The sequence below is a fragment of the Nocardia glycosmidis genome (assembly GCF_052545115.1).
On the sequence record NZ_JBQWRH010000013.1, the window covers coordinates 1 to 16541 of the forward strand.

Genomic DNA, 16541 nt, shown 5'->3' on the forward strand with positions numbered 1-16541 from the left:
GCGGGTCCGGCCAGCCCCGGACTTGCCGCCTACGGGTTGTAACAGGTACAGTTACGACTAGAGCCGAGGAGTACGGGAGGTGGAGTCCGGCATGAGTGCCAACAGCAGGCTGACCATCGCGGCACACATCTTGACATGGATCGGGTTGTATCAGCGGCGCGGTCACGAGGTCGCCACCTCCGAGCAGATCGCGACGAGCGTCAACACCAACCCCGTGGTGATCCGCCGCCTGCTGGGCGAGCTGCGCAAGGCCGGCCTCGCCGATTCACGGCGAGGTGCGGGGGCGGGCTGGATGCTCGCGCGGGACCTGGCGGCGATCACTCTGCTCGACGTCTATCGGGCGATCGAATCGGGGCCGGTCTTCGCCCTGCATCGCGCGACGCCGGACCCCGAGTGTGTCGTGGGGCACGGCATCGGGCCGGCGATGACCGCCGTGTACGACGACGTGGAGGCCGCCCTGTGCAGGGAGCTGGCCAAGACCACGCTGGAGGACGTGCTGCGGGACGTCTTGAAAGCCGCCTGACCTCGGACCGTCAACTTCCCCCGATCGAGGGGAGTCGCATTCCACACCCATTGATGTAACCAAAATAGTTACAGTAAGGATCGCAGAGTCTCATGGGACAACTGGACAACAAGACCGCCCTCGTCACCGGCGCCTCCAGCGGCATCGGCCTGGCGATCGCCCGCCGTTTCGCCGCCGAGGGCGCCACCGTCTACCTGACCGGGCGCCGCAAGGCCGCGCTGGACGTCGCCGTCGCGCAGGTCGGCGCCCGCGGTATCGCCATCCAGGGCGATGCCTCGGACCTCGGCGACCTCGACCGGCTCTTCGCCGAGATCGCGAACCGCAGCGGCCGCCTGGACATCGTGGTGGCCAACGCCGGGGTCGGGGACTACGGCCCGCTCGGCGCGATCACCGAGGAGGAGTGCGACCGCACTGTCTCGATCAATCTCAAGGGCACGGTCTTCACTGTCCAAAAGGCGCTGCCGCTGCTGACGGCCGGCGCCTCGGTGATGCTGCTCTCCTCTAGCTCGGCCCTGCGGGCCGCCCCGGGCCTTGGCGTCTACGCCGCCACCAAGGCCGCGATCCGCAGCCTCGCCCGCACCTGGGCCGCGGAACTGGTCGGCCGCGGAATCCGTGTCAACGCCCTCACCCCCGGCCCCGTCGAGACCCCGGGCCTGGACGAGCTTCTCGCCGCTTTCCCGCACGGCGATCGGCCCACCGCGGCCGAGCCCGCCCCACCGACCCCGCTCGGCCGCGCCGGCCATCCCGACGAGGTCGCCGCCACCGCCCTCTACCTGGCCGGCGATCAAAGCAGTTTCACCACCGGCGCGGAACTGCTCGTCGACGGCGGCGCCACGCAGCTCTAGGCGCCTACCCGCTCGCCGAGCTGCCGAGCGCCATCTCGGCGGCGCGGACCAGCGGCACCGGCACCGTATTGCTCGAGCTGAACTGACCAAACCTGGAACGCAGGGGAGCAGTGACCTCATGGAATTCAAGACCATCGGCACCATCGGTGCGGGAGCACCAGCACAAGCCGTGGCCGCCCACGCGGCACGCGCCGGGCACCCGGTGCTGGTCAGCAACAGCCGCGGCCCCAGCACACTCGGCGACGCCGTCGCCGCCATCGGGCCCGGCGCCTCGGCGGCCACGTTCGAAGAAGCGGCGGCGGCCGACCTGGTCCTGCTCGCCGTCCCGTTCGGCGCGGTCCCCGCGGTCGGGCGGCGGCTCGGGGACTGGACGGGCCGAGTGGTGGTCGACATGACCAACCAGTTCGCCCGGTCCGACCCCTACCGCGGCTTCGCCGACGTCTCGCCGCTGACCGGCAGCGAGTGGGTCGCCCGGCAACTGCCCGGCGTCACGCTGATCAAGGCCTTCAACGCCATGTTCGCCACCTATATGGCTCCCGATCCCCGGCACCAGGACGGCAACCAGGTCGTCTTCCTCGCCGGTGACGACGAGAGCGCCAAGGCCCCCTTCACACGGCTGCTGACCGAATTCGGGTTCGCGCCAATCGACCTTGGCGCTCTGCGCGAAGGCGGGGCGCTCATGCAGCTCGGCGGGCCGCTGAGCGGCAAGCACTTCCTGTTCCAGGGCTGAGGCCCGACCGACACCTTCAAGAGACGAAGAGACAAAGGACAAGGACGATGACAACTGACACTCAGACCTCGCGGACCGTGGCCGAGGAGTTCCTGGAGCGCCTCGGCCGGCAGGATGCCGACGGCATTCAGGAACTGTTCTCCGAGGAGATCGACTGGCACGTCCCCGGCAGCGACGCGCTGCCCTGGACCGGGCGCCGCACCCGCCGGGAGGAGGTCGCGCCGTACTTCACCACGATGTGGCAGCACTTCGCGCCCGGCCGGAGCAAGGTCGTGCTGGAGCGCTTCATCGTCGACGGTGGTGACGTGGTGCTGCTGGCGGTCTTCACACACACCGCCGCACCCACCGGCAAGGAGTTCACCACACCGGTGGCCATGCACCTGGCGATCGAGGACGGCCGGATCGCTCGCATGCACCTGTACGAGGACACGCTGACCGTCGCCGAGGCGTTCAACGCCAGCTGAGCGGAGGGACTTCAGAGGCCCCTGCGGCCCGGGGCAGCCGGGCAGGTGCGCAGAGGGTCAGCCGAGACACGGCCGCAGCTGTCGGCGGATCTCTCTCCCCGGTCGCGTACAGGCATCCCCAGTCGTCAGACCAGGAGGGCCCACGCCGCGCACTCCTCGGCGGGCCGACGCGACTCCTCAAACGAATCAGGCCGAAACGGTGCTCCACGGAAACCACGAGCATCGGCAACACAGAAAGCAGAACGAACCATGAACGAAAACGACCTCCACGCGCAGCGCGAAGCAACAGCCATCCAGTACTTCCGCCTGGTCGATGCCGCCGATCCGGCACTCCTCGAACTCTTCACGAACGACGCGCAGATGTTCTTCCCGAAGTTCGGAACCGCCAAGGGCCTGGCGCAGATCGGGGCCTTCGCCCAAGGCTTCGCCCGGGGCATCGCTGACATCGAGCACGACATCGCCCACTTCAACGTCCTCACGTCCGGCGACTACGTCGTCGTCGAAGGGGCCGTCAAGGGAGAGACGACATCCGGTGTGAAGTTCCCCGACGGATCCTCATCCTTCGGACTCTTCTGCAACGTGTTCGAATTCCAGGGCGAAAAGATCAAGAGGCTCCACATCTACGAAGACCCCGACTTCGCAGGCACCCACACAGACGGAGCGTCCTGGGGACAGTCCGTACGTGACAGCATGTAGCCGGCCGACCGGCGGCGGTCTTCTCGAAGTACAACGACCCGTCCCGGACAGCGGATGCGGCACCCAGGCTTCGTCCTCGGCGTCCTCGTCCGCGTCCGGGTCCCGGAAGGGCACCAGGCCCTGGCCGGGGCCGCAGGCCTTGATGTTGAACAGATAGCGGCCCAGGAAGTTGATGTGCCGGTCCTCTAGCGGGGAGAGGCGGGCCACGTCCTCGTCCCTGATGTCGTGGCCCTCGGCGCGGAGCTGGGCAACGGCGGCGTCCAGGTAGTCGGCGGTATGGGTTACCACGATCAGTTCGGCGGGCGAACGGAGCTTTGGACGCCGGAACGCCGTGGTCACAGACAACCCGCAGGACTCGCCGGCCGCCACTGCGCGCTCAACCATCCAACGGTGCGGTCGGCATCATCCCAGCCAGCATGATCGCACTGGGCCGGGGAGACATGACGCAAAGAGTCTCCAGCGCGCTGATCGCGATCAGGCAGAACCCGGCCACCCAGCCGACCGCGTCCAACGAATCGAACGGCAGCGCACTGACAATCACGCCGAACGTCAGCATCACCAGGCCGAAGACCTCCTGCCGGACTCGCCCGGGCAGGTCGTCGAGCCATACCGCCACCGTCGCGTGGCAACTGCCGCGAATGGCCCAGGCGAGTCCGATCCAGAACGCCAGCAGCAGAGCCGAATTGCCACCGGCGAAACACAGCATGGCCAACAGAGCCGAGATGACGCCGCTGATCAGCAGCAGCGCTCGAAGTGCCGTGGCGAGCCGCGCGCTGACCGCCACGATCATCTGGAACACGCCGTTGAGCAGAAGATAGCCGCCGCACAGCAATTCCGCTGCCGGTACCGACTTGTGCGGCCACACCGCTAATGCCACACCCACGATCATCGAGCAGGCGCAGACCACCAGTACCGACTGCCGGGCGCTGCCGGCCAGTGGTTCCGTACGCCCTTCCACTACAGTTTCGGGCATAGCTAGATGATATGACCGCGTCGATCAGCGAATGGATTGCCCCGCTGTGGCCCCGGATTTCGTTCTCCCGGGTGCACTGACGCCACCGACGAGTTCGAGTATCACCGACCGAGTGCCCGCCTGCTGCTACGCGGGCGAAAGGTGCTGTCGCAGATCGCGGATTGATTCGTCGCGACCTGCTGGTCGGACACCAAGTCCACTCTGCTATCCCTGCAGCGGACTTCAGCGGAGGCATCTTGTCCCGCCCCGTGCCTTGATCATCGTGACGGCAGACAACTGACCAGGCTCCGTCAGAGGTCGATGCTCATATGCCTTCGCTGTCACGGGGTTCGGTCGCGGATGGTTTGCGACGCGCCTCGGCGAGCAGCTCGTCGAGTTGGGTTTCGGCACGTTCGGCGCGAGCGAGGGTTTGGGCGCGCGCTTCATCGAGTGCCGCAAGGCGCTCGGCGGCTTCGGTGCGGACCTTCTCGATGGCCGCAGCAGCTTCGGTGCGGGCCGCTGCCACGTCGGCGGCTGCGGCGCGGCGAATTTCGGTGAGCTCGGCGCGGGTCGCATCGAGTTCGGCACGCACCCTGCGCCATTCGGCGCGTGCCTCGGTGGCAGCCTCGGCCCGTTCGGTGGCAGTCTGTTCAGCGCGCTCGGTCGCGCGTTCGGCGTCGGCCGCGCGCTGGGCGGCGAAATCGCGTTCGGAGTGGGCTGCCGCGACCTGCGCGGCTGCTTCACTACGGGCGTGCGCGATCTCGGTTTCGGCTCGGCGCTCCGCGCGCTGGACCTGTTCGGCGGCATCTTGTTCGACGCGTTCGATTTCGTCGGCCGCCTCCCGGCGGACGGTGCGGATCTCGGCTTCGGCGTCGCTGCGGGCCGCGAACACGTCGTCTGCCGCCTGTTTGGTGACCTGTTCGACCTCGCGCAGCGCGTCCTCCCGGGCCGAGTTGGCCTCGGCGATCAGCTCTTCGGCCCGCTCCGCGGCATTCGCGGCGTCGTCAGCCGCGGACTCCGCGAGAGCGCGCGCTTCCTGCGCCTGCCTGCGCGCCTGCTCAGCCGCGACCGCGGCCGCCTCCGCCTCCGCGATCCGCCGTGCCGCGTCCGCCTGCACCGACTGGACCTGCACCTCGGCGATCGACGGGTCGGCGAGCGTGGACAGTTCCGCGACAGCGGCATTCAACGTCGTGTTCAACTGTCCTGCGAGCGACCGGAACTGCGTGAGCAGCTCATCGGCACGTAACCGCGCGACAGTCACCGGCCCCGGCTGCGTCACAGTGACAGAAGCGGCCGGTATCTCCGCCTCCTGCTGCAGCCGTTGCCGCTCCCGCCACGCGCGCCATCGCGTGTGATCCGGATGGTCGCAGTACTCCGACGGTCGACCGGGCCCGCCTCCCCGCATAAGAGGACGAGAGCAGCCCGGATAGTTGCACACATTCGACACGCCGCGATCGTAGCGTTGGCCTCGTTGCACTCAGCGGATTGATTCTGTCCTGATCCGGTGTCCAATGCCAGGCAAGGCGGCCTCGCCTGGAAGGAATCAGTTGATCGACCCGGTGAGCGTTAGGGTGCCACATAGATCTGAGGTCCGGCGTCTCGGTTGAGCAGGAGCCCGACCAGCAGGAATGCCGACAAATAGCTGCAGAGCAAGGCTTGCTCGGAACAGCGACCGCTGCGGCGGAGTCGAGTTCACGGCTGGCGCGGCGCTGCGCCGCCGAGAGCACCCGGCATGATCACCAAAGTGGCTGCGGCCAAACTGATCCCGATCGGTGCGGGCTGGGCTTCACCGAGGCGCGGCACCGGTGCTCTTTACGCTCGGCCGGTCAGGATGGCTGCAATTCGTCGAAGAGGGCGAGGGCTCGGGTGGGATCCGGGCTCACCAGGCGTTCCAGACCGGTCGTCGTGATCTTCGCCCACTCGCCGGCCCGTGCCCACATCTGTTCCTCGAAGGCGCGGACAGCTTTGTCCAGCTCGCCGGGGCCAGGGGCGGCGGCGATCGACTCGGCGAGTTCGGCGCCTTCCAGCATCGCGAGGTTCGCGCCCACGCCTAATGGGGGCATCAGGTGGGCGGCGTCGCCCAGTAGCGTTACCCCGGGGACGTGGGTCCAGGTGTGGGAGACGGGCAGGACGAAGAGGGGGCGGTGGACGAAGGCGGTGCCGTGGCGGAGAAGGTTGAGGACAGGAGCTGCCCATCCGTCGAACAGCACCAGCAGGCTTGATCGCACGGCCTCGACGTCGGCCAGGTCCAGGCCCGCGTCCGGTCCTTGGTGCCGGTTCAGGCCCATATACCGGTCCAGGTCGGTGTGCCAGTCCAGCGGCGCGCGGAACTGGGCATGCACCTTGACGTGGCCGCCGCTGTTGCGCTGGGCGACGAGGGAGGGCTGGCGGCGGTGTCATTGCGCAAGGTCGCCGCCCGGTTGGACGTCGGCCCGATGCGGTTGTACGGATACATCTCCACCAAGGAGGAGCTGTTCGATCTCATGGTGGACGAGGTTCACGCCGAGATCCTTCCCGAGGAGCAGGTCGGTGACTGGCGGGAGGTGCTGCGCATCCGTGCCCACCGCACCAGGCAGGCCGTCCTCCGCCACCAATGGCTGGCCGACCTGATCGGCGGCCGTCCGCCCCTGGGCCCCAACGCTCTCGCCGTGACCGAGGCCACGCTGTCTGCCCTCGACGGCCTGGCCGACCTCGACACCGCCCTGCGCGCCGCGGAAACCGTCAGCGCCTACTTCACCGGTGCGATCAGGCGCGAGATCGCCAACCTGCGGGCCGAGTACGCCACGGGCCTGTCCAAGCGCGATTGGCAACGCGCCTCCGGCCCGCATCTGAAAAGGATGCTGGCCACGGGCCGCTTCCCGGCGCTGGCCAAGGCCGTGTACGACGGCACGGAGATCGACGCCGAGGCGTCTTTCGCAACTGGCCTGGACTGGGTCCTCGACGCCGTGGCCGCCAAACTCACCCGGCCGCCGGCGTGACGGGATGTCAGTAGTCCCGCGGAAGTTTCCAATTCACTGAGATAGGGACACCTGTCCCGACTCGATTGATCTGGCCCGCGGCCGGTCTTCCGACCTTGGGACGGACCAGATTGATTGAGCCGCTGTCCAGATCGGCGGCTCATAATTCCTGGTCCACGTAGAACCTGTCCGAAAGTTGCGAGGCGACACGAGATTGTCAGTGCGAGGCGATATCTCGATATCAGCCAGCTCGCTCTGGGATAGTCAGCAGCGGCGAGCGATGTGGTTTACCCCCAGCGTCATCTCACTCGCAAGTACCCCCGGTCTTGGTGAACCTCCGTCAGGATGGCCAGTAGGGAAGCAGGCGTCGGGAAATTCATCGAGCTACCGAGGCGGACGCGTCGCCGGAGCCCCCTACTGAAAATGCTGCAATGAGCTCTTGCATCGGATCCTCTCGCCGTGCCGAATTCGTCGTTCGGCCCGGGGTCGAGCAGGACAGCGATGAGATCAGGGTTTAGGCCGATTTCTAGCCGGGTAGACAGCAGTGACAACTCCGTCGAGTTGAAAACCTCTTTGGGGCTGCGGGTTTCGACTTGCAGCGCAACGGGGAGAGAAGGAGGGCTTGATGGAAGACAGTCGGCAACGCCGAGCGCAACCACGCTGGCGAGTCGCAGTGCCTCACTCGATAACGGTTGTGGTGGTGGCTTTTGCGGTTGTTTGGGGTGGCGGTGTCGTAACGGCGCAACCGAGCGAAGTGCCTCCCTCGACTACCGTGGACCCGCGGACATCGACGACAGTTCCTGCGCCGCAGGCTTCCTCTGTCCCGCCTTCTGCCCTGTCGTCGTCGGTGCCTGCGTCTGCGCCTACTTCGACCCCTGTGCCCGCGCCTCCCTCGACGAGTGCGCCCGCCGCGACGACTTCACCGGGTACCGAGTGTGGCTCTGGTCCGAAAACCAAATCCGAGGAGTGGACACCGACCGAGAATCCGAAGGCCACGGTCGAACCGGGCAGGATGCGTTCGGACTGCCAGGAAATTCCCGAGGGTTTCACGAAGGCCGATGCGGACAAGGCCGAGACCATGGAAGCGTCGCTGGCGAGCCGCCCACAGTCGCGGGTGGCAGCGGGATGTCAGGTGTATTGGCCCGCACCGTATGAGGTGTGTGGGGCGATCCGTGACAAATACAACGAACTCGGTGGCCCGAACAGCTTCCTGCTATTTCCGACCAGCAACGAGTTGAGCAACCCCGACGGTGTCGGTAAGCGGACGACGTTCCAGAACGGGCCGATCTACTGGTCGCCCGCTGGTGGCGCTCACCCGGTGGTGAATCACTTCTTCGCGGCGTGGCAGAGGCAGGGTTGGGAAGGAGGGGTGCTGGGGTACCCCACTACCGATGAGATACCGGCCGCCAATGGTGGACGACGCCAAGAATTCCAAGGTGCCGCGATCTATTGGCATCTCAACGAAGCGTACGCGATCGGCGGCGCGATCCGCGACAAGTGGAACACCGTGGGCGCCGAGGGTGGGCCGCTGGGATATCCGAATACCGACGAGCTGTCGGTAACGAAGAACAACGGCCGCTACAACAACTTCGAGAACGGCACGATCACGTGGTCGGGCCAGACCGGATCGCGGCTGCTCTACGGCGCGATCCGGGACCGGTGGGCCTCGTTCGGCCGTGAGGACGGGGAGATGGGGCTACCTCTGGGCGATGAGCTGGTCGCGGCCGACGGTACCGGCCACTACGCAAACTTCGAGGACGGCTCTGCCATCTACTGGCACCCGGTGATCGGCGCATGGCGAATCACTCCCGGCATACTCAGGATTTTCGCTCAATTCGGTGCTGAAAGCGGAAAGTTCGGCTATCCGACCTCGGCTGCCGGGACAGCTGGAACAGACAACGGGATCGGGCAGGGTTTCGAGAACGGCTCGATCATCTACATCGACAGGGGGGCCACATATGACTACTACACCGCATCCTACTGATCGTTCCCAGTCTCGTAAGCGGATCCCACAGCTTATGCCAGCAGCCATTGCCGCTGTCGTACTGGTGATGATGGCGACGATACCGGCGCTGACCAACAGTGTTCCCGCCGCTGCCGCCGATGTCTCGACTTGCACCGGAACGCCACAAGCTCCGATCTACCCGAACTATGACAGTTCCGAAGAGCTGGGAACTTACGACAACACTGTGGCCGGCGAAGTGATCATCCGACGTGGGTTCTACTGCGTGCCGAGCTCGTCGCAGAACGAAGCGGCCGACGGGTTCGGGTTCGGACTCGACAAAGTCCAGAACCGACACCACATCGGACGCCCGCAAGACGGGTACAACCGCGCTACCGCAATCAAGGCAGTCAAGTTCGTCCTCTCGGCACCCCCATCGAATGTCACCTCCAAAACAGACGACTGGGGATTCGGATGGAATTTCCTCGTCTATGCCAACGGCGGAACGGAATGCCCGAAGGGCAATCCGGATCCGCAAGCATGTGCGAACAAGGTGAGCGTGCCGGTCAAGGCCGCCTCCACCGAAGGCGGCGACGATTATGAACCGACCGGCGGCATGCCAGCGGGAGAACCTCTCGGCCTACAGACTGTCTACTGCGACTACGGTCAGCAAAGTCTGCTCCGGTGCGATCTCTGGGTGACCGCGGCGCTGGCCAAGGCCGCCGAGGGCCAAGGCATCAACTGATCAACGCCTGACTGGACCGGTACATCAGACGGTCCGCAGCAGCGTATCGTCCCACCGGCTGGACGATGATTCACAGACCTAGGAGGATCGGGTGATGAGCGTTCCGTCCGACCACCGGCTCGACGAACTGCGAACCGAGGTAGACCGGCAGTTGTCAACCACGGGCAACGGCGTCACAGGTATCGCTCTCGTTGACCTGGCACATGACAGCGGCTCGCAGGTCGCGAGAACTGTCCGCGGACGGTCCTGTACTGATCCCCGTATCGGGATCACCGCCGACCTCAGTACCCGGCGGGTCGAAAATGATGGCACCTTCTCGACCATCGGACCTGTATACCTGGTGAGCCTGCTCGTTGCGGTGAATCCGGCATCGTCCGACGCGCAGAGCGCCGCGTCACCAGGGCTCATTCCGTACGTGGAAGCGACAGCGTGGCGGAACATTCTTCTTCCGAAACCGTCATGGTGTTACCTGCGTGAAGCCCCCGATGGCACTGCGGCCGAGGGCGCCCGGCAATGGTTTTTCGTCTTCTTCATCGCCTCGAACGGTGAACTACTCGCCGCACCAACCGATTTCGACTGGGTAGCGCACAGAGTTCGCTATCGGGGTTTGCTGGTGTCCTTGATCGACAGGGACGGCAACCGAGTCGAGACAATCTACGAGAACGAACGTTTCCCGAAATTCTATCAGGCGTACACCGAAGGGCGCGGCCGGTACTGGGATATCGAAATAGGCACACCCCCACCGGACGCGAAAATAGCTGATTGTTTCGAATCGCTCGCCAAAGCAGTTGCTCGAGTCGGAGCGATCGCGGACAGTATCCGTCCGGAGGCTCTGACATGGAAACACGGCACCACCGTCGAACTAGTTCTACGCAACGACCCCGAAAAGCGTTCCTACAAAATATCGCTGACTGTGCCCACCGCTGACGAACTCGACAGTGGAAGTCACATCCTTCGCGCAACCACAGATGGTCTCGATACGGTACTGACAAGCCCGCACCAATACGCCAACGGAGTGATAGCCCGCCTGCGAGAGGCGGGAACCAGCGGCATCGCCGCGATCGCCGACTAGGTTCGATCTTCCAGCCCGGCGACGCGAGCCGGTCGTGCAGTTGCCGTCGACGGCGTCAACCTCATACAGCGAGGGCTACACTGACTACCCCGTCCTCGCCGAGGGACGGACGGCATGCTCACCTGATTAGCGTAGGCGGCTGTACCGACAAATTGCCTTGCTGCTGGCCTGTTCACCGAGTCAGACCAGATCGACTGAGGCAGGACAACACCTCCCGAGCGGACGAAAACCGCGAGCGGCCTATGACCTCCGATAAGTGAACCTTATCGGAGGTCAGGATGGGTAGAGGCCAGGTTCGGCCCAGATCTCGCCGCTGAAAATTCGTTTTCGTTTCGTTGAACCAAACGAAACGTAATCATGACGAAAACCCCCGAAAACTGTGCACCCCCGGCAACTCGACTGTCAGTGTCAGTTCTCAGTAGATCTGGCGGTTCTCTCACGCATGTGGCGGGACGGTGGCGGGGTCCGCACATAAGTGGCGGGAATGGGTTGGTCGCGAGATGACGTTGCGGCGCAGCGTGAGTTCGGATAGTTGGGTTGGAGCGCTGGTCCGCCGAGGAGCAATGGGTGCCGTGGCGGTGGATCCCGGAGGTGGGGTTCCGGACTCGCCGAAAATCCAACGATGTTCGCCATATGCACTGATCAGAGCCGGACATCTCGATGCGGAGGCAGGCCTCGTATCGGATGCGGGAGAGTCGCATTCGATACGGGTCGCCGATGCCGGCGCCCGGATGCGCTACCCGGCCGGATCGGGGCTGGAGTTGGCGGCGAGGACTTTCAGTTCTCGGTCGCGTTCGCGATCGATCTGATCGACCGGTACTGCCGGGCCGACAGACCTGGACTGCCCCCGACGGATGCAAGAATTCAGCTATGCGTTGGTTTCTACTGCTGGTTCCGATCGCCGCTGTGACGGCGTGCTCCTCGGCGCCGTCAGGTCCGCCGTCGGTCAGCACCTACAGTCTCCAGTCCAAAGCGACGGATCTGTTCAAGGGCAAGATTCATCAGGATCCGAAGTCCGTATCCTGCGACGGCGAGCTGGACGCCATAGTCGGTGCGACGCAGAAATGTACGGTCGTGGATCTCACGGGCGGGAAGTGGGCCTTGACTGCCAAGGTCACCGGCCTGACCGGGGACATGGCCGACTACGACATGACCTTCGATGACAAGTTCGCGACCGCCGAGCAAGTGGCCCGCTCGGTCGGTGACCTGATCGGTATGGGTGGACTGGACGGTAGGGCCGTGAAGTCCAGCGTGTGCGATGGAGCTCTACCCGGCACAGTGGGTGCCGAAATCCGTTGCACCATCACGTTCAGCGATGGAACGACCCTGCCGGCGACTGCGAAAACCGTCGGGATCGACAACCAAGGCGTGAAGTACGACGTCTATGGGGACGGAAAGCATTGGAGCCGTCGTTAGGTTGGGCGGTCCGCGGGAAGGGGGAAGCCCGGACAGGGCGCGCATCACGTCGTAGCGGAAACGGGCCGGTCATCCTCGAGCGCGGCCGGCTCGATCGCCATCCAGTTGGTGAGACCGCAACCGGACGTCAGTCATGGTTGGGTGTCTCAGGTGAACGTCTCATCAGCGATCGCTCACGAGACACCCTGCGCGGCAGGATGTTTCCGCAGTAAGGATCTGTAAAGGTTGCCGTGCACGCGGCAATGTCAACCTGCCGGGGTTGCCGATACGCTTGCGGCTCATGCGAATCGGCTACGGGCGAGTCTCGACCGCGATCAGCACCCCGAAGCACAACACGACGCGTTGACCGCGCGGCCGGATGCGAGAAGATCTTTGTCGACAAGGCTTCCGGCAAACTCGCGACCCGGCCGGAACTGGACAAGGCGCTGCTGTCGGCCGACCATGCCGGTGATCAGCTGGTGGTCACCGAGCTGGACCGGCTCGGCCGCTCGCTCGAACACCTGATCGAACTGCCGAAGACCCTCGAGAGTCGTAGCGTGGAACTGGTGGTACTCGACCAGAACATCGACACCTCCACCACGCTCGGGCGAAACCCGAACTCGAACTGCGGCAGGTGCAGCTGGCGCGGCAGATGTACGACGAGGCCGGCAAACGCCGCTACAGCGTCGCCCAGATCGCAACCGAGTCCGGCGTCACCCGCCCCACCAGCTACCGGACACCTCGGCAAGAACCCATAGAACTGCACCCTCAATGCGGGCGTTTGAACCAGGCTCCCGCACTGCGCTGAGACAAGAGGATGACGATTGCCAGGCTTGCGCCGAAGCCGAGGAGTCCGGGCGGGCGCCCCTGTGACATACCGCTGAGGCCCCACAGGATTCCGACGCCCGCGAAAACGATCGCAGCCACGCGCACGCCGTTCCCGTTCACGGTGAAACCGCACGCGAAGAGGGCCAGGAAGAAGGCAGGAAGGAAGCCCCCGATCAGCGCGCCGCACAACTCGGGCTTATTCATGGCGCCTGCGAGCACCGCCAGCGCGACGCCGAGACCGCCGAACAGCCAGGAGATGATCTGCGCCGCTCGCACCGGTCTGGGCATCCTGGTGGGGTGCGCCAGGATCCCACCGTCCGGCTGGTAGTCGTGTGGCGACGGTACGTAGGCCGGCTGTGATCCCGGCCAGCTGTCCGACCCGGCAGGATATGCCTCGTAGCCCGAGCCGTTCGTCACGTCGTGGTTCTTACCCAAATCCACTGGATCTCCCCATCTCTTTCTTCCCAGCCGGTCCCGCAGCAGCGAACACCACCGGGGACTGCCCGCTCCACCATCCACCGCATCGATATGCGACTTGCCGCTATGACTGGCGGTGTTTTCATATGACAAACCTGCCAAAGTGAATCTCCGTGGGACACAACGATAAAGCCAATGACACCGACGCGCTCCGTCGCATGGCTGGTTTGGCGACGCCGATGGCACTGCGGGTCGCAGTGACCCTGGGCCTGCCGGACCGGCTCCTCGGCGACGGCGCCGCCGCTGATCAACTCGCGGTCGAGCTCAACGTTTCACCGGTCGCGCTCGATCTGTTGCTGGGCCACCTCACAACCCTCGGGGTCGTCGAACGGACATCCATCAACTACCGCACCACAGAGTTCGGAGCGAACCTATGCGCCGATGCGGGCAATGGCTTCACCAACACTCTCCTGCACCTGGATTCCGCTGCCGGTCGCGCCGAACTGGCCTTTGTCGAACTCGCCCACAGCATCGCCACCGGCCGAGCGGCCTACCCACGCCGCTATGGGCAGGACTCTGGCGTCGGCTGCACGGATGAGCACCCGACCTTGGCCGGGGGCACCGCAGGAGTCGTGACGGACAATCGTCGACCGATTGGTGTCAGACCCTTCGCTTACTGTTGCGCGCGTATCCAGCGCTCGCCAGGAGAACGAAATGAACCCGGACCTGCACTCGACGCCGATCCTGTTCCTCAGTGGAGCAGGCCTTCCGGCCTGGATCTGGGACGGGGTCCGAGCAGACCTGCCTGTCGAGTCGGTCGTGGCGGCGTATCCGAAGCGGGGCGACGCGCGTCTCGATGACTGTGTGGCCTCCGTGTTGGAGCAGGCGCCGGATGGCTTGTTCACGATCGTGGCCCATTCGATCGGCGGTGTCGTGGCCAGTCAGATCGTGGCGACTGCGCCCGAGCGCGTTGCCGGGCTGCTCGGGGTCGCCGCGTCGTTCCCCGCCGCTGGAAGGTCGTTCCTTGCGGCATCGCCTGCGCCGCAGCGTGTTGTGGTGGGCCTTGTCATGCGGGTCGCGGGAACTCGTCCTCCAGACAAGGCGATCCGCTCGGTGCTGTGTGCCGGCCTCGACGAGGACGACACCGCTCACATTGTCGCGGAGTTCGAGCCGGAATCCCCGCACCTGTATCGGGACAAAGTGTCCAGCAGGACTTTCCCGGCGCGCAGCGGGTATGTCGTGACCACGGCGGACCGCCAGTTGTCCGCCGCGATGCAATACCGGCACGCGGCCGAACTCGGCTCCGGATTCCGCCGCGAGCTGTTCACGGGGCATCTGCCGATGCTGCAGGATTCCGCTTCGCTGGCGAAAGTCGTCCAGGAGTTCACTGCCAACACGTGAAACCATCGACACCTGCGCGGAACGACCACGCTGGCAGTCACAATGTCGGCAGAAACCGATTTCTCGTGTGTAACCAGGGAATTGCCGGCGAATTCGGTCGTCACTGCGGGAGCGTCGGCGTGGTCGCTGCAGCCGACGTCGACTGCAGCGTTTCGGGCTGGACGGTAGCTCTGGGTGTCGGACTCGCATGGTCCGGATCGTCATCACTCCGATCTGGGTGAAGCTGATCGACTTCGAAACCACCCTGCCCACCGCGGTCGAGGAGCTGATCCAGCAGCGGGCCGAGCGTCAGCGCGCCTGAACCGAGCAACCCGGCCAGAATGGGCCGTAACGAACCCGAGGAGAAGATCGTGACGATCCACCGGATGGATCACGTCGGCATTGTCGTCGAGGATCTCGCGGCTGCTATCGCGTTCTTCGTCGAACTGGGCCTGGAACTGGAGGGCGAAGCGACAGTCGGTGGCCAATGGGCCGACGACCTGCTCGGACTGGACGGTGTCCGAGCAGACATCGCCGTCGTACGGACTCCGGACGGCCATGGCCGGGTCGAGCTCTCGAGGTTCCACTCGCCGGCGACCACCAGCACTGCGCCGGAGGCGCCGGTGAATACCCCGGGCATCCCTCGCCTGACGTTCGTCGTCGACGACGTCGACGACGTCCTCGACCGCCTGCGCGCCCATGGCGCCGAACTCGTGGGCACGGTAGCCCGATACGAAGACATCTACCGGTACTGCTACGTCCGCGGCCCCGACGGCATCATCATCGGGCTGGTCGAGGAACTCCACTGAACGACACTCCTCGCCGCAAGGCTCCCGATCAAGCGCCGACTGTGACCGGAGCCACCCCGAAGATCAACTGGCAGAGCTGATGTCAGCCTTTCAGCATGCGCGAACTTGCCGCTTTATCGAGCGGTTTTCTGCTGGCCACGATCGGCGTAGGCCGTGCTGGGTGGTCGACCGCCGAGCGCCTGGTGCGGCGAGTACTACTCGCTATGCGTCGCCGGGGCTCTTCGTACCTGTGCCGGAGCTGGCATCGCCGCGTAGCGTTGCCAGTCGATGGTGGTACTCGTCCGCATCGATCTCACCGCGGGCGAATCGCTCGGCCAGCACTTGCTCGGCGCTGGGGCGCACGATCGGCGCACCGCCGACCGGCGGGGACGGCTGAGCCAGGTATCGGACGGTGAGGATCACCCCGGCGATCACCAGTGTCCAGAACAAAACCATGCCAACGGTCATGAGCCCGTAACCCCACCCGCTCACCCCGTGTTCGCCGTACCAGAACATCATCGCAGGCTCCTTGATCGATGCGAATCACCAGTGCCGTCGCGCGTACCCTTCTGCTGTTGTGTCGCCTCGGGCGTGTGATCGGCGCCTTCTACGATCCGCGCGGCTGAGCGCGGCTGGTAGGGACAAGGTGCCCTTCCGACGCAACCGAAGGTCCCTACCCCCGGCGGGTATCACCGCCCGGACTCGACCTGCGCAGTTGCCGACCTGCTGTTACCATCCAGCGAGACTGTGGGGCGGCGAGTGTTGACTGCGCATGAACTTCCTTCCGGGCTGTACGACTACTCGCGG

18 protein-coding genes and 3 pseudogenes are annotated in these 16541 nt (G+C 65.3%); 14 read left to right on the forward strand and 7 right to left on the reverse strand.

The annotated features are described in order from the left end of the window. Window positions 1-91: 91 nt before the first annotated feature. From ACT86A_RS17340 to ACT86A_RS17360, 5 genes are all read left to right on the forward strand, one after another. Window positions 92-523, forward strand: a complete 432-nt coding sequence (locus tag ACT86A_RS17340; RefSeq protein ID WP_445093188.1) for an Rrf2 family transcriptional regulator — start codon at window positions 92-94, stop codon at window positions 521-523. A gap of 92 nt (window positions 524-615) precedes the next feature. Next, window positions 616-1368 (forward strand): SDR family NAD(P)-dependent oxidoreductase, encoded by a 753-nt coding sequence (locus tag ACT86A_RS17345; RefSeq protein ID WP_445093189.1) that lies wholly within the window; start codon window positions 616-618, stop codon window positions 1366-1368. A gap of 118 nt (window positions 1369-1486) precedes the next feature. Further along, entirely contained in the window at window positions 1487-2098 is a 612-nt protein-coding gene (locus ACT86A_RS17350; protein WP_445093190.1) for an NADPH-dependent F420 reductase, read from the forward strand. 47 nt (window positions 2099-2145) lie between these two features. Beyond that, the gene (locus tag ACT86A_RS17355; RefSeq protein ID WP_445093191.1) at window positions 2146-2562 is read left to right on the forward strand and encodes a nuclear transport factor 2 family protein; all 417 of its coding nucleotides are present in this window, start codon (window positions 2146-2148) and stop codon (window positions 2560-2562) included. 249 nt (window positions 2563-2811) lie between these two features. Further along, the gene (locus ACT86A_RS17360; RefSeq protein WP_445093192.1) at window positions 2812-3258 is read left to right on the forward strand and encodes a nuclear transport factor 2 family protein; all 447 of its coding nucleotides are present in this window, start codon (window positions 2812-2814) and stop codon (window positions 3256-3258) included. Between the two features lie 165 nt (window positions 3259-3423). Here the strand turns inward: ACT86A_RS17360 and ACT86A_RS17365 are convergent. The 5 genes and pseudogenes from ACT86A_RS17365 to ACT86A_RS17385 all read right to left on the reverse strand — a co-directional run. Beyond that, window positions 3424-3642 (reverse strand): annotated as a pseudogene (locus ACT86A_RS17365) (Tn3 family transposase); the annotation flags it as partial. After that, on the reverse strand, window positions 3635-4231 hold the full coding sequence (locus tag ACT86A_RS17370) for a DUF308 domain-containing protein (RefSeq protein ID WP_445093193.1): 597 nt from the start codon (window positions 4229-4231) through the stop codon (window positions 3635-3637). The gene ACT86A_RS17370 and the pseudogene ACT86A_RS17365, both read right to left, overlap by 8 nt. A gap of 304 nt (window positions 4232-4535) precedes the next feature. Further along, on the reverse strand, window positions 4536-5471 hold the full coding sequence (locus tag ACT86A_RS17375) for a coiled-coil domain-containing protein (protein ID WP_445093194.1): 936 nt from the start codon (window positions 5469-5471) through the stop codon (window positions 4536-4538). 341 nt (window positions 5472-5812) lie between these two features. Then, window positions 5813-6004, reverse strand: a pseudogene (locus ACT86A_RS17380) (hypothetical protein); the annotation flags it as partial. 32 nt (window positions 6005-6036) lie between these two features. Beyond that, the gene (locus ACT86A_RS17385) at window positions 6037-6552 is read right to left on the reverse strand and encodes an FAD-dependent oxidoreductase (protein ID WP_445093195.1); all 516 of its coding nucleotides are present in this window, start codon (window positions 6550-6552) and stop codon (window positions 6037-6039) included. Between ACT86A_RS17385 and ACT86A_RS17390 the strand changes: the two genes are divergently transcribed. The 6 genes from ACT86A_RS17390 to ACT86A_RS17415 all read left to right on the forward strand — a co-directional run bounded on the left by ACT86A_RS17390 (window position 6547) and on the right by ACT86A_RS17415 (window position 13079). Then, on the forward strand, window positions 6547-7188 hold the full coding sequence (locus ACT86A_RS17390; RefSeq protein ID WP_445093196.1) for a TetR/AcrR family transcriptional regulator: 642 nt from the start codon (window positions 6547-6549) through the stop codon (window positions 7186-7188). The two genes, ACT86A_RS17385 and ACT86A_RS17390, sit on opposite strands and share 6 nt — an antisense overlap. A gap of 991 nt (window positions 7189-8179) precedes the next feature. Then, complete coding sequence (locus tag ACT86A_RS17395) at window positions 8180-9151, forward strand: LGFP repeat-containing protein (protein ID WP_445093197.1); 972 nt, start codon at window positions 8180-8182, stop codon at window positions 9149-9151. After that, the gene (locus ACT86A_RS17400) at window positions 9126-9854 is read left to right on the forward strand and encodes a hypothetical protein (protein ID WP_445093198.1); all 729 of its coding nucleotides are present in this window, start codon (window positions 9126-9128) and stop codon (window positions 9852-9854) included. Before ACT86A_RS17395 ends, ACT86A_RS17400 begins: the two co-directional genes overlap by 26 nt. Window positions 9855-10005: 151 nt before the next feature. Beyond that, on the forward strand, window positions 10006-10926 hold the full coding sequence (locus ACT86A_RS17405) for a hypothetical protein (protein ID WP_445093199.1): 921 nt from the start codon (window positions 10006-10008) through the stop codon (window positions 10924-10926). An 870-nt stretch (window positions 10927-11796) separates the two neighbouring features. After that, a complete protein-coding gene (locus ACT86A_RS17410; RefSeq protein WP_445093200.1) occupies window positions 11797-12342 on the forward strand; it encodes a DUF4333 domain-containing protein in 546 nt (181 codons plus the stop codon). A gap of 242 nt (window positions 12343-12584) precedes the next feature. Next, window positions 12585-13079 (forward strand): recombinase family protein, encoded by a 495-nt coding sequence (locus ACT86A_RS17415; protein WP_445093201.1) that lies wholly within the window; start codon window positions 12585-12587, stop codon window positions 13077-13079. A 10-nt stretch (window positions 13080-13089) separates the two neighbouring features. On the opposite strand, the gene ACT86A_RS17420 is transcribed toward ACT86A_RS17415, so the two are convergent. Continuing rightward, on the reverse strand, window positions 13090-13566 hold the full coding sequence (locus tag ACT86A_RS17420) for a hypothetical protein (protein WP_445093202.1): 477 nt from the start codon (window positions 13564-13566) through the stop codon (window positions 13090-13092). A 218-nt stretch (window positions 13567-13784) separates the two neighbouring features. Between ACT86A_RS17420 and ACT86A_RS17425 the strand changes: the two are divergent. From ACT86A_RS17425 to ACT86A_RS17435, 3 genes and pseudogenes are all read left to right on the forward strand, one after another. Continuing rightward, window positions 13785-13985, forward strand: a pseudogene (locus ACT86A_RS17425) (methyltransferase family protein); the annotation flags it as partial. Window positions 13986-14280: 295 nt separating this feature from the next. After that, on the forward strand, window positions 14281-14967 hold the full coding sequence (locus tag ACT86A_RS17430) for an alpha/beta fold hydrolase (protein ID WP_445093203.1): 687 nt from the start codon (window positions 14281-14283) through the stop codon (window positions 14965-14967). A 320-nt stretch (window positions 14968-15287) separates the two neighbouring features. Beyond that, window positions 15288-15755 carry a VOC family protein gene (locus ACT86A_RS17435; protein WP_445093204.1) on the forward strand — a complete coding sequence of 156 codons (468 nt, stop codon included), beginning with the start codon at window positions 15288-15290 and terminating at the stop codon, window positions 15753-15755. A 201-nt stretch (window positions 15756-15956) separates the two neighbouring features. Here the strand turns inward: ACT86A_RS17435 and ACT86A_RS17440 are convergent, their stop codons facing one another. After that, window positions 15957-16253 (reverse strand): SHOCT domain-containing protein, encoded by a 297-nt coding sequence (locus ACT86A_RS17440; RefSeq protein WP_445093205.1) that lies wholly within the window; start codon window positions 16251-16253, stop codon window positions 15957-15959. Window positions 16254-16541: the final 288 nt, after the last annotated feature.

Excerpts from the sequence above, each read along its gene's own strand:
- ACT86A_RS17340 (WP_445093188.1), top strand. The coding sequence starts at position 92 with ATGAGTGCCAACAGCAGGCTGACCATCGCGGCACACATCTTGACATGG.
- ACT86A_RS17345 (WP_445093189.1), top strand. The coding sequence starts at position 616 with ATGGGACAACTGGACAACAAGACCGCCCTCGTCACCGGCGCCTCCAGC.
- ACT86A_RS17350 (WP_445093190.1), top strand. The coding sequence starts at position 1,487 with ATGGAATTCAAGACCATCGGCACCATCGGTGCGGGAGCACCAGCACAA.
- ACT86A_RS17355 (WP_445093191.1), top strand. The coding sequence starts at position 2,146 with ATGACAACTGACACTCAGACCTCGCGGACCGTGGCCGAGGAGTTCCTG.
- ACT86A_RS17360 (WP_445093192.1), top strand. The coding sequence starts at position 2,812 with ATGAACGAAAACGACCTCCACGCGCAGCGCGAAGCAACAGCCATCCAG.
- ACT86A_RS17370 (WP_445093193.1), bottom strand. The coding sequence starts at position 4,231 with ATGCCCGAAACTGTAGTGGAAGGGCGTACGGAACCACTGGCCGGCAGC.
- ACT86A_RS17390 (WP_445093196.1), top strand. The coding sequence starts at position 6,547 with ATGCACCTTGACGTGGCCGCCGCTGTTGCGCTGGGCGACGAGGGAGGG.
- ACT86A_RS17395 (WP_445093197.1), top strand. The coding sequence starts at position 8,180 with ATGCGTTCGGACTGCCAGGAAATTCCCGAGGGTTTCACGAAGGCCGAT.
- ACT86A_RS17400 (WP_445093198.1), top strand. The coding sequence starts at position 9,126 with ATGACTACTACACCGCATCCTACTGATCGTTCCCAGTCTCGTAAGCGG.
- ACT86A_RS17410 (WP_445093200.1), top strand. The coding sequence starts at position 11,797 with ATGCGTTGGTTTCTACTGCTGGTTCCGATCGCCGCTGTGACGGCGTGC.
- ACT86A_RS17415 (WP_445093201.1), top strand. The coding sequence starts at position 12,585 with ATGTCAACCTGCCGGGGTTGCCGATACGCTTGCGGCTCATGCGAATCG.
- ACT86A_RS17430 (WP_445093203.1), top strand. The coding sequence starts at position 14,281 with ATGAACCCGGACCTGCACTCGACGCCGATCCTGTTCCTCAGTGGAGCA.
- ACT86A_RS17435 (WP_445093204.1), top strand. The coding sequence starts at position 15,288 with ATGGGCCGTAACGAACCCGAGGAGAAGATCGTGACGATCCACCGGATG.
- ACT86A_RS17440 (WP_445093205.1), bottom strand. The coding sequence starts at position 16,253 with ATGATGTTCTGGTACGGCGAACACGGGGTGAGCGGGTGGGGTTACGGG.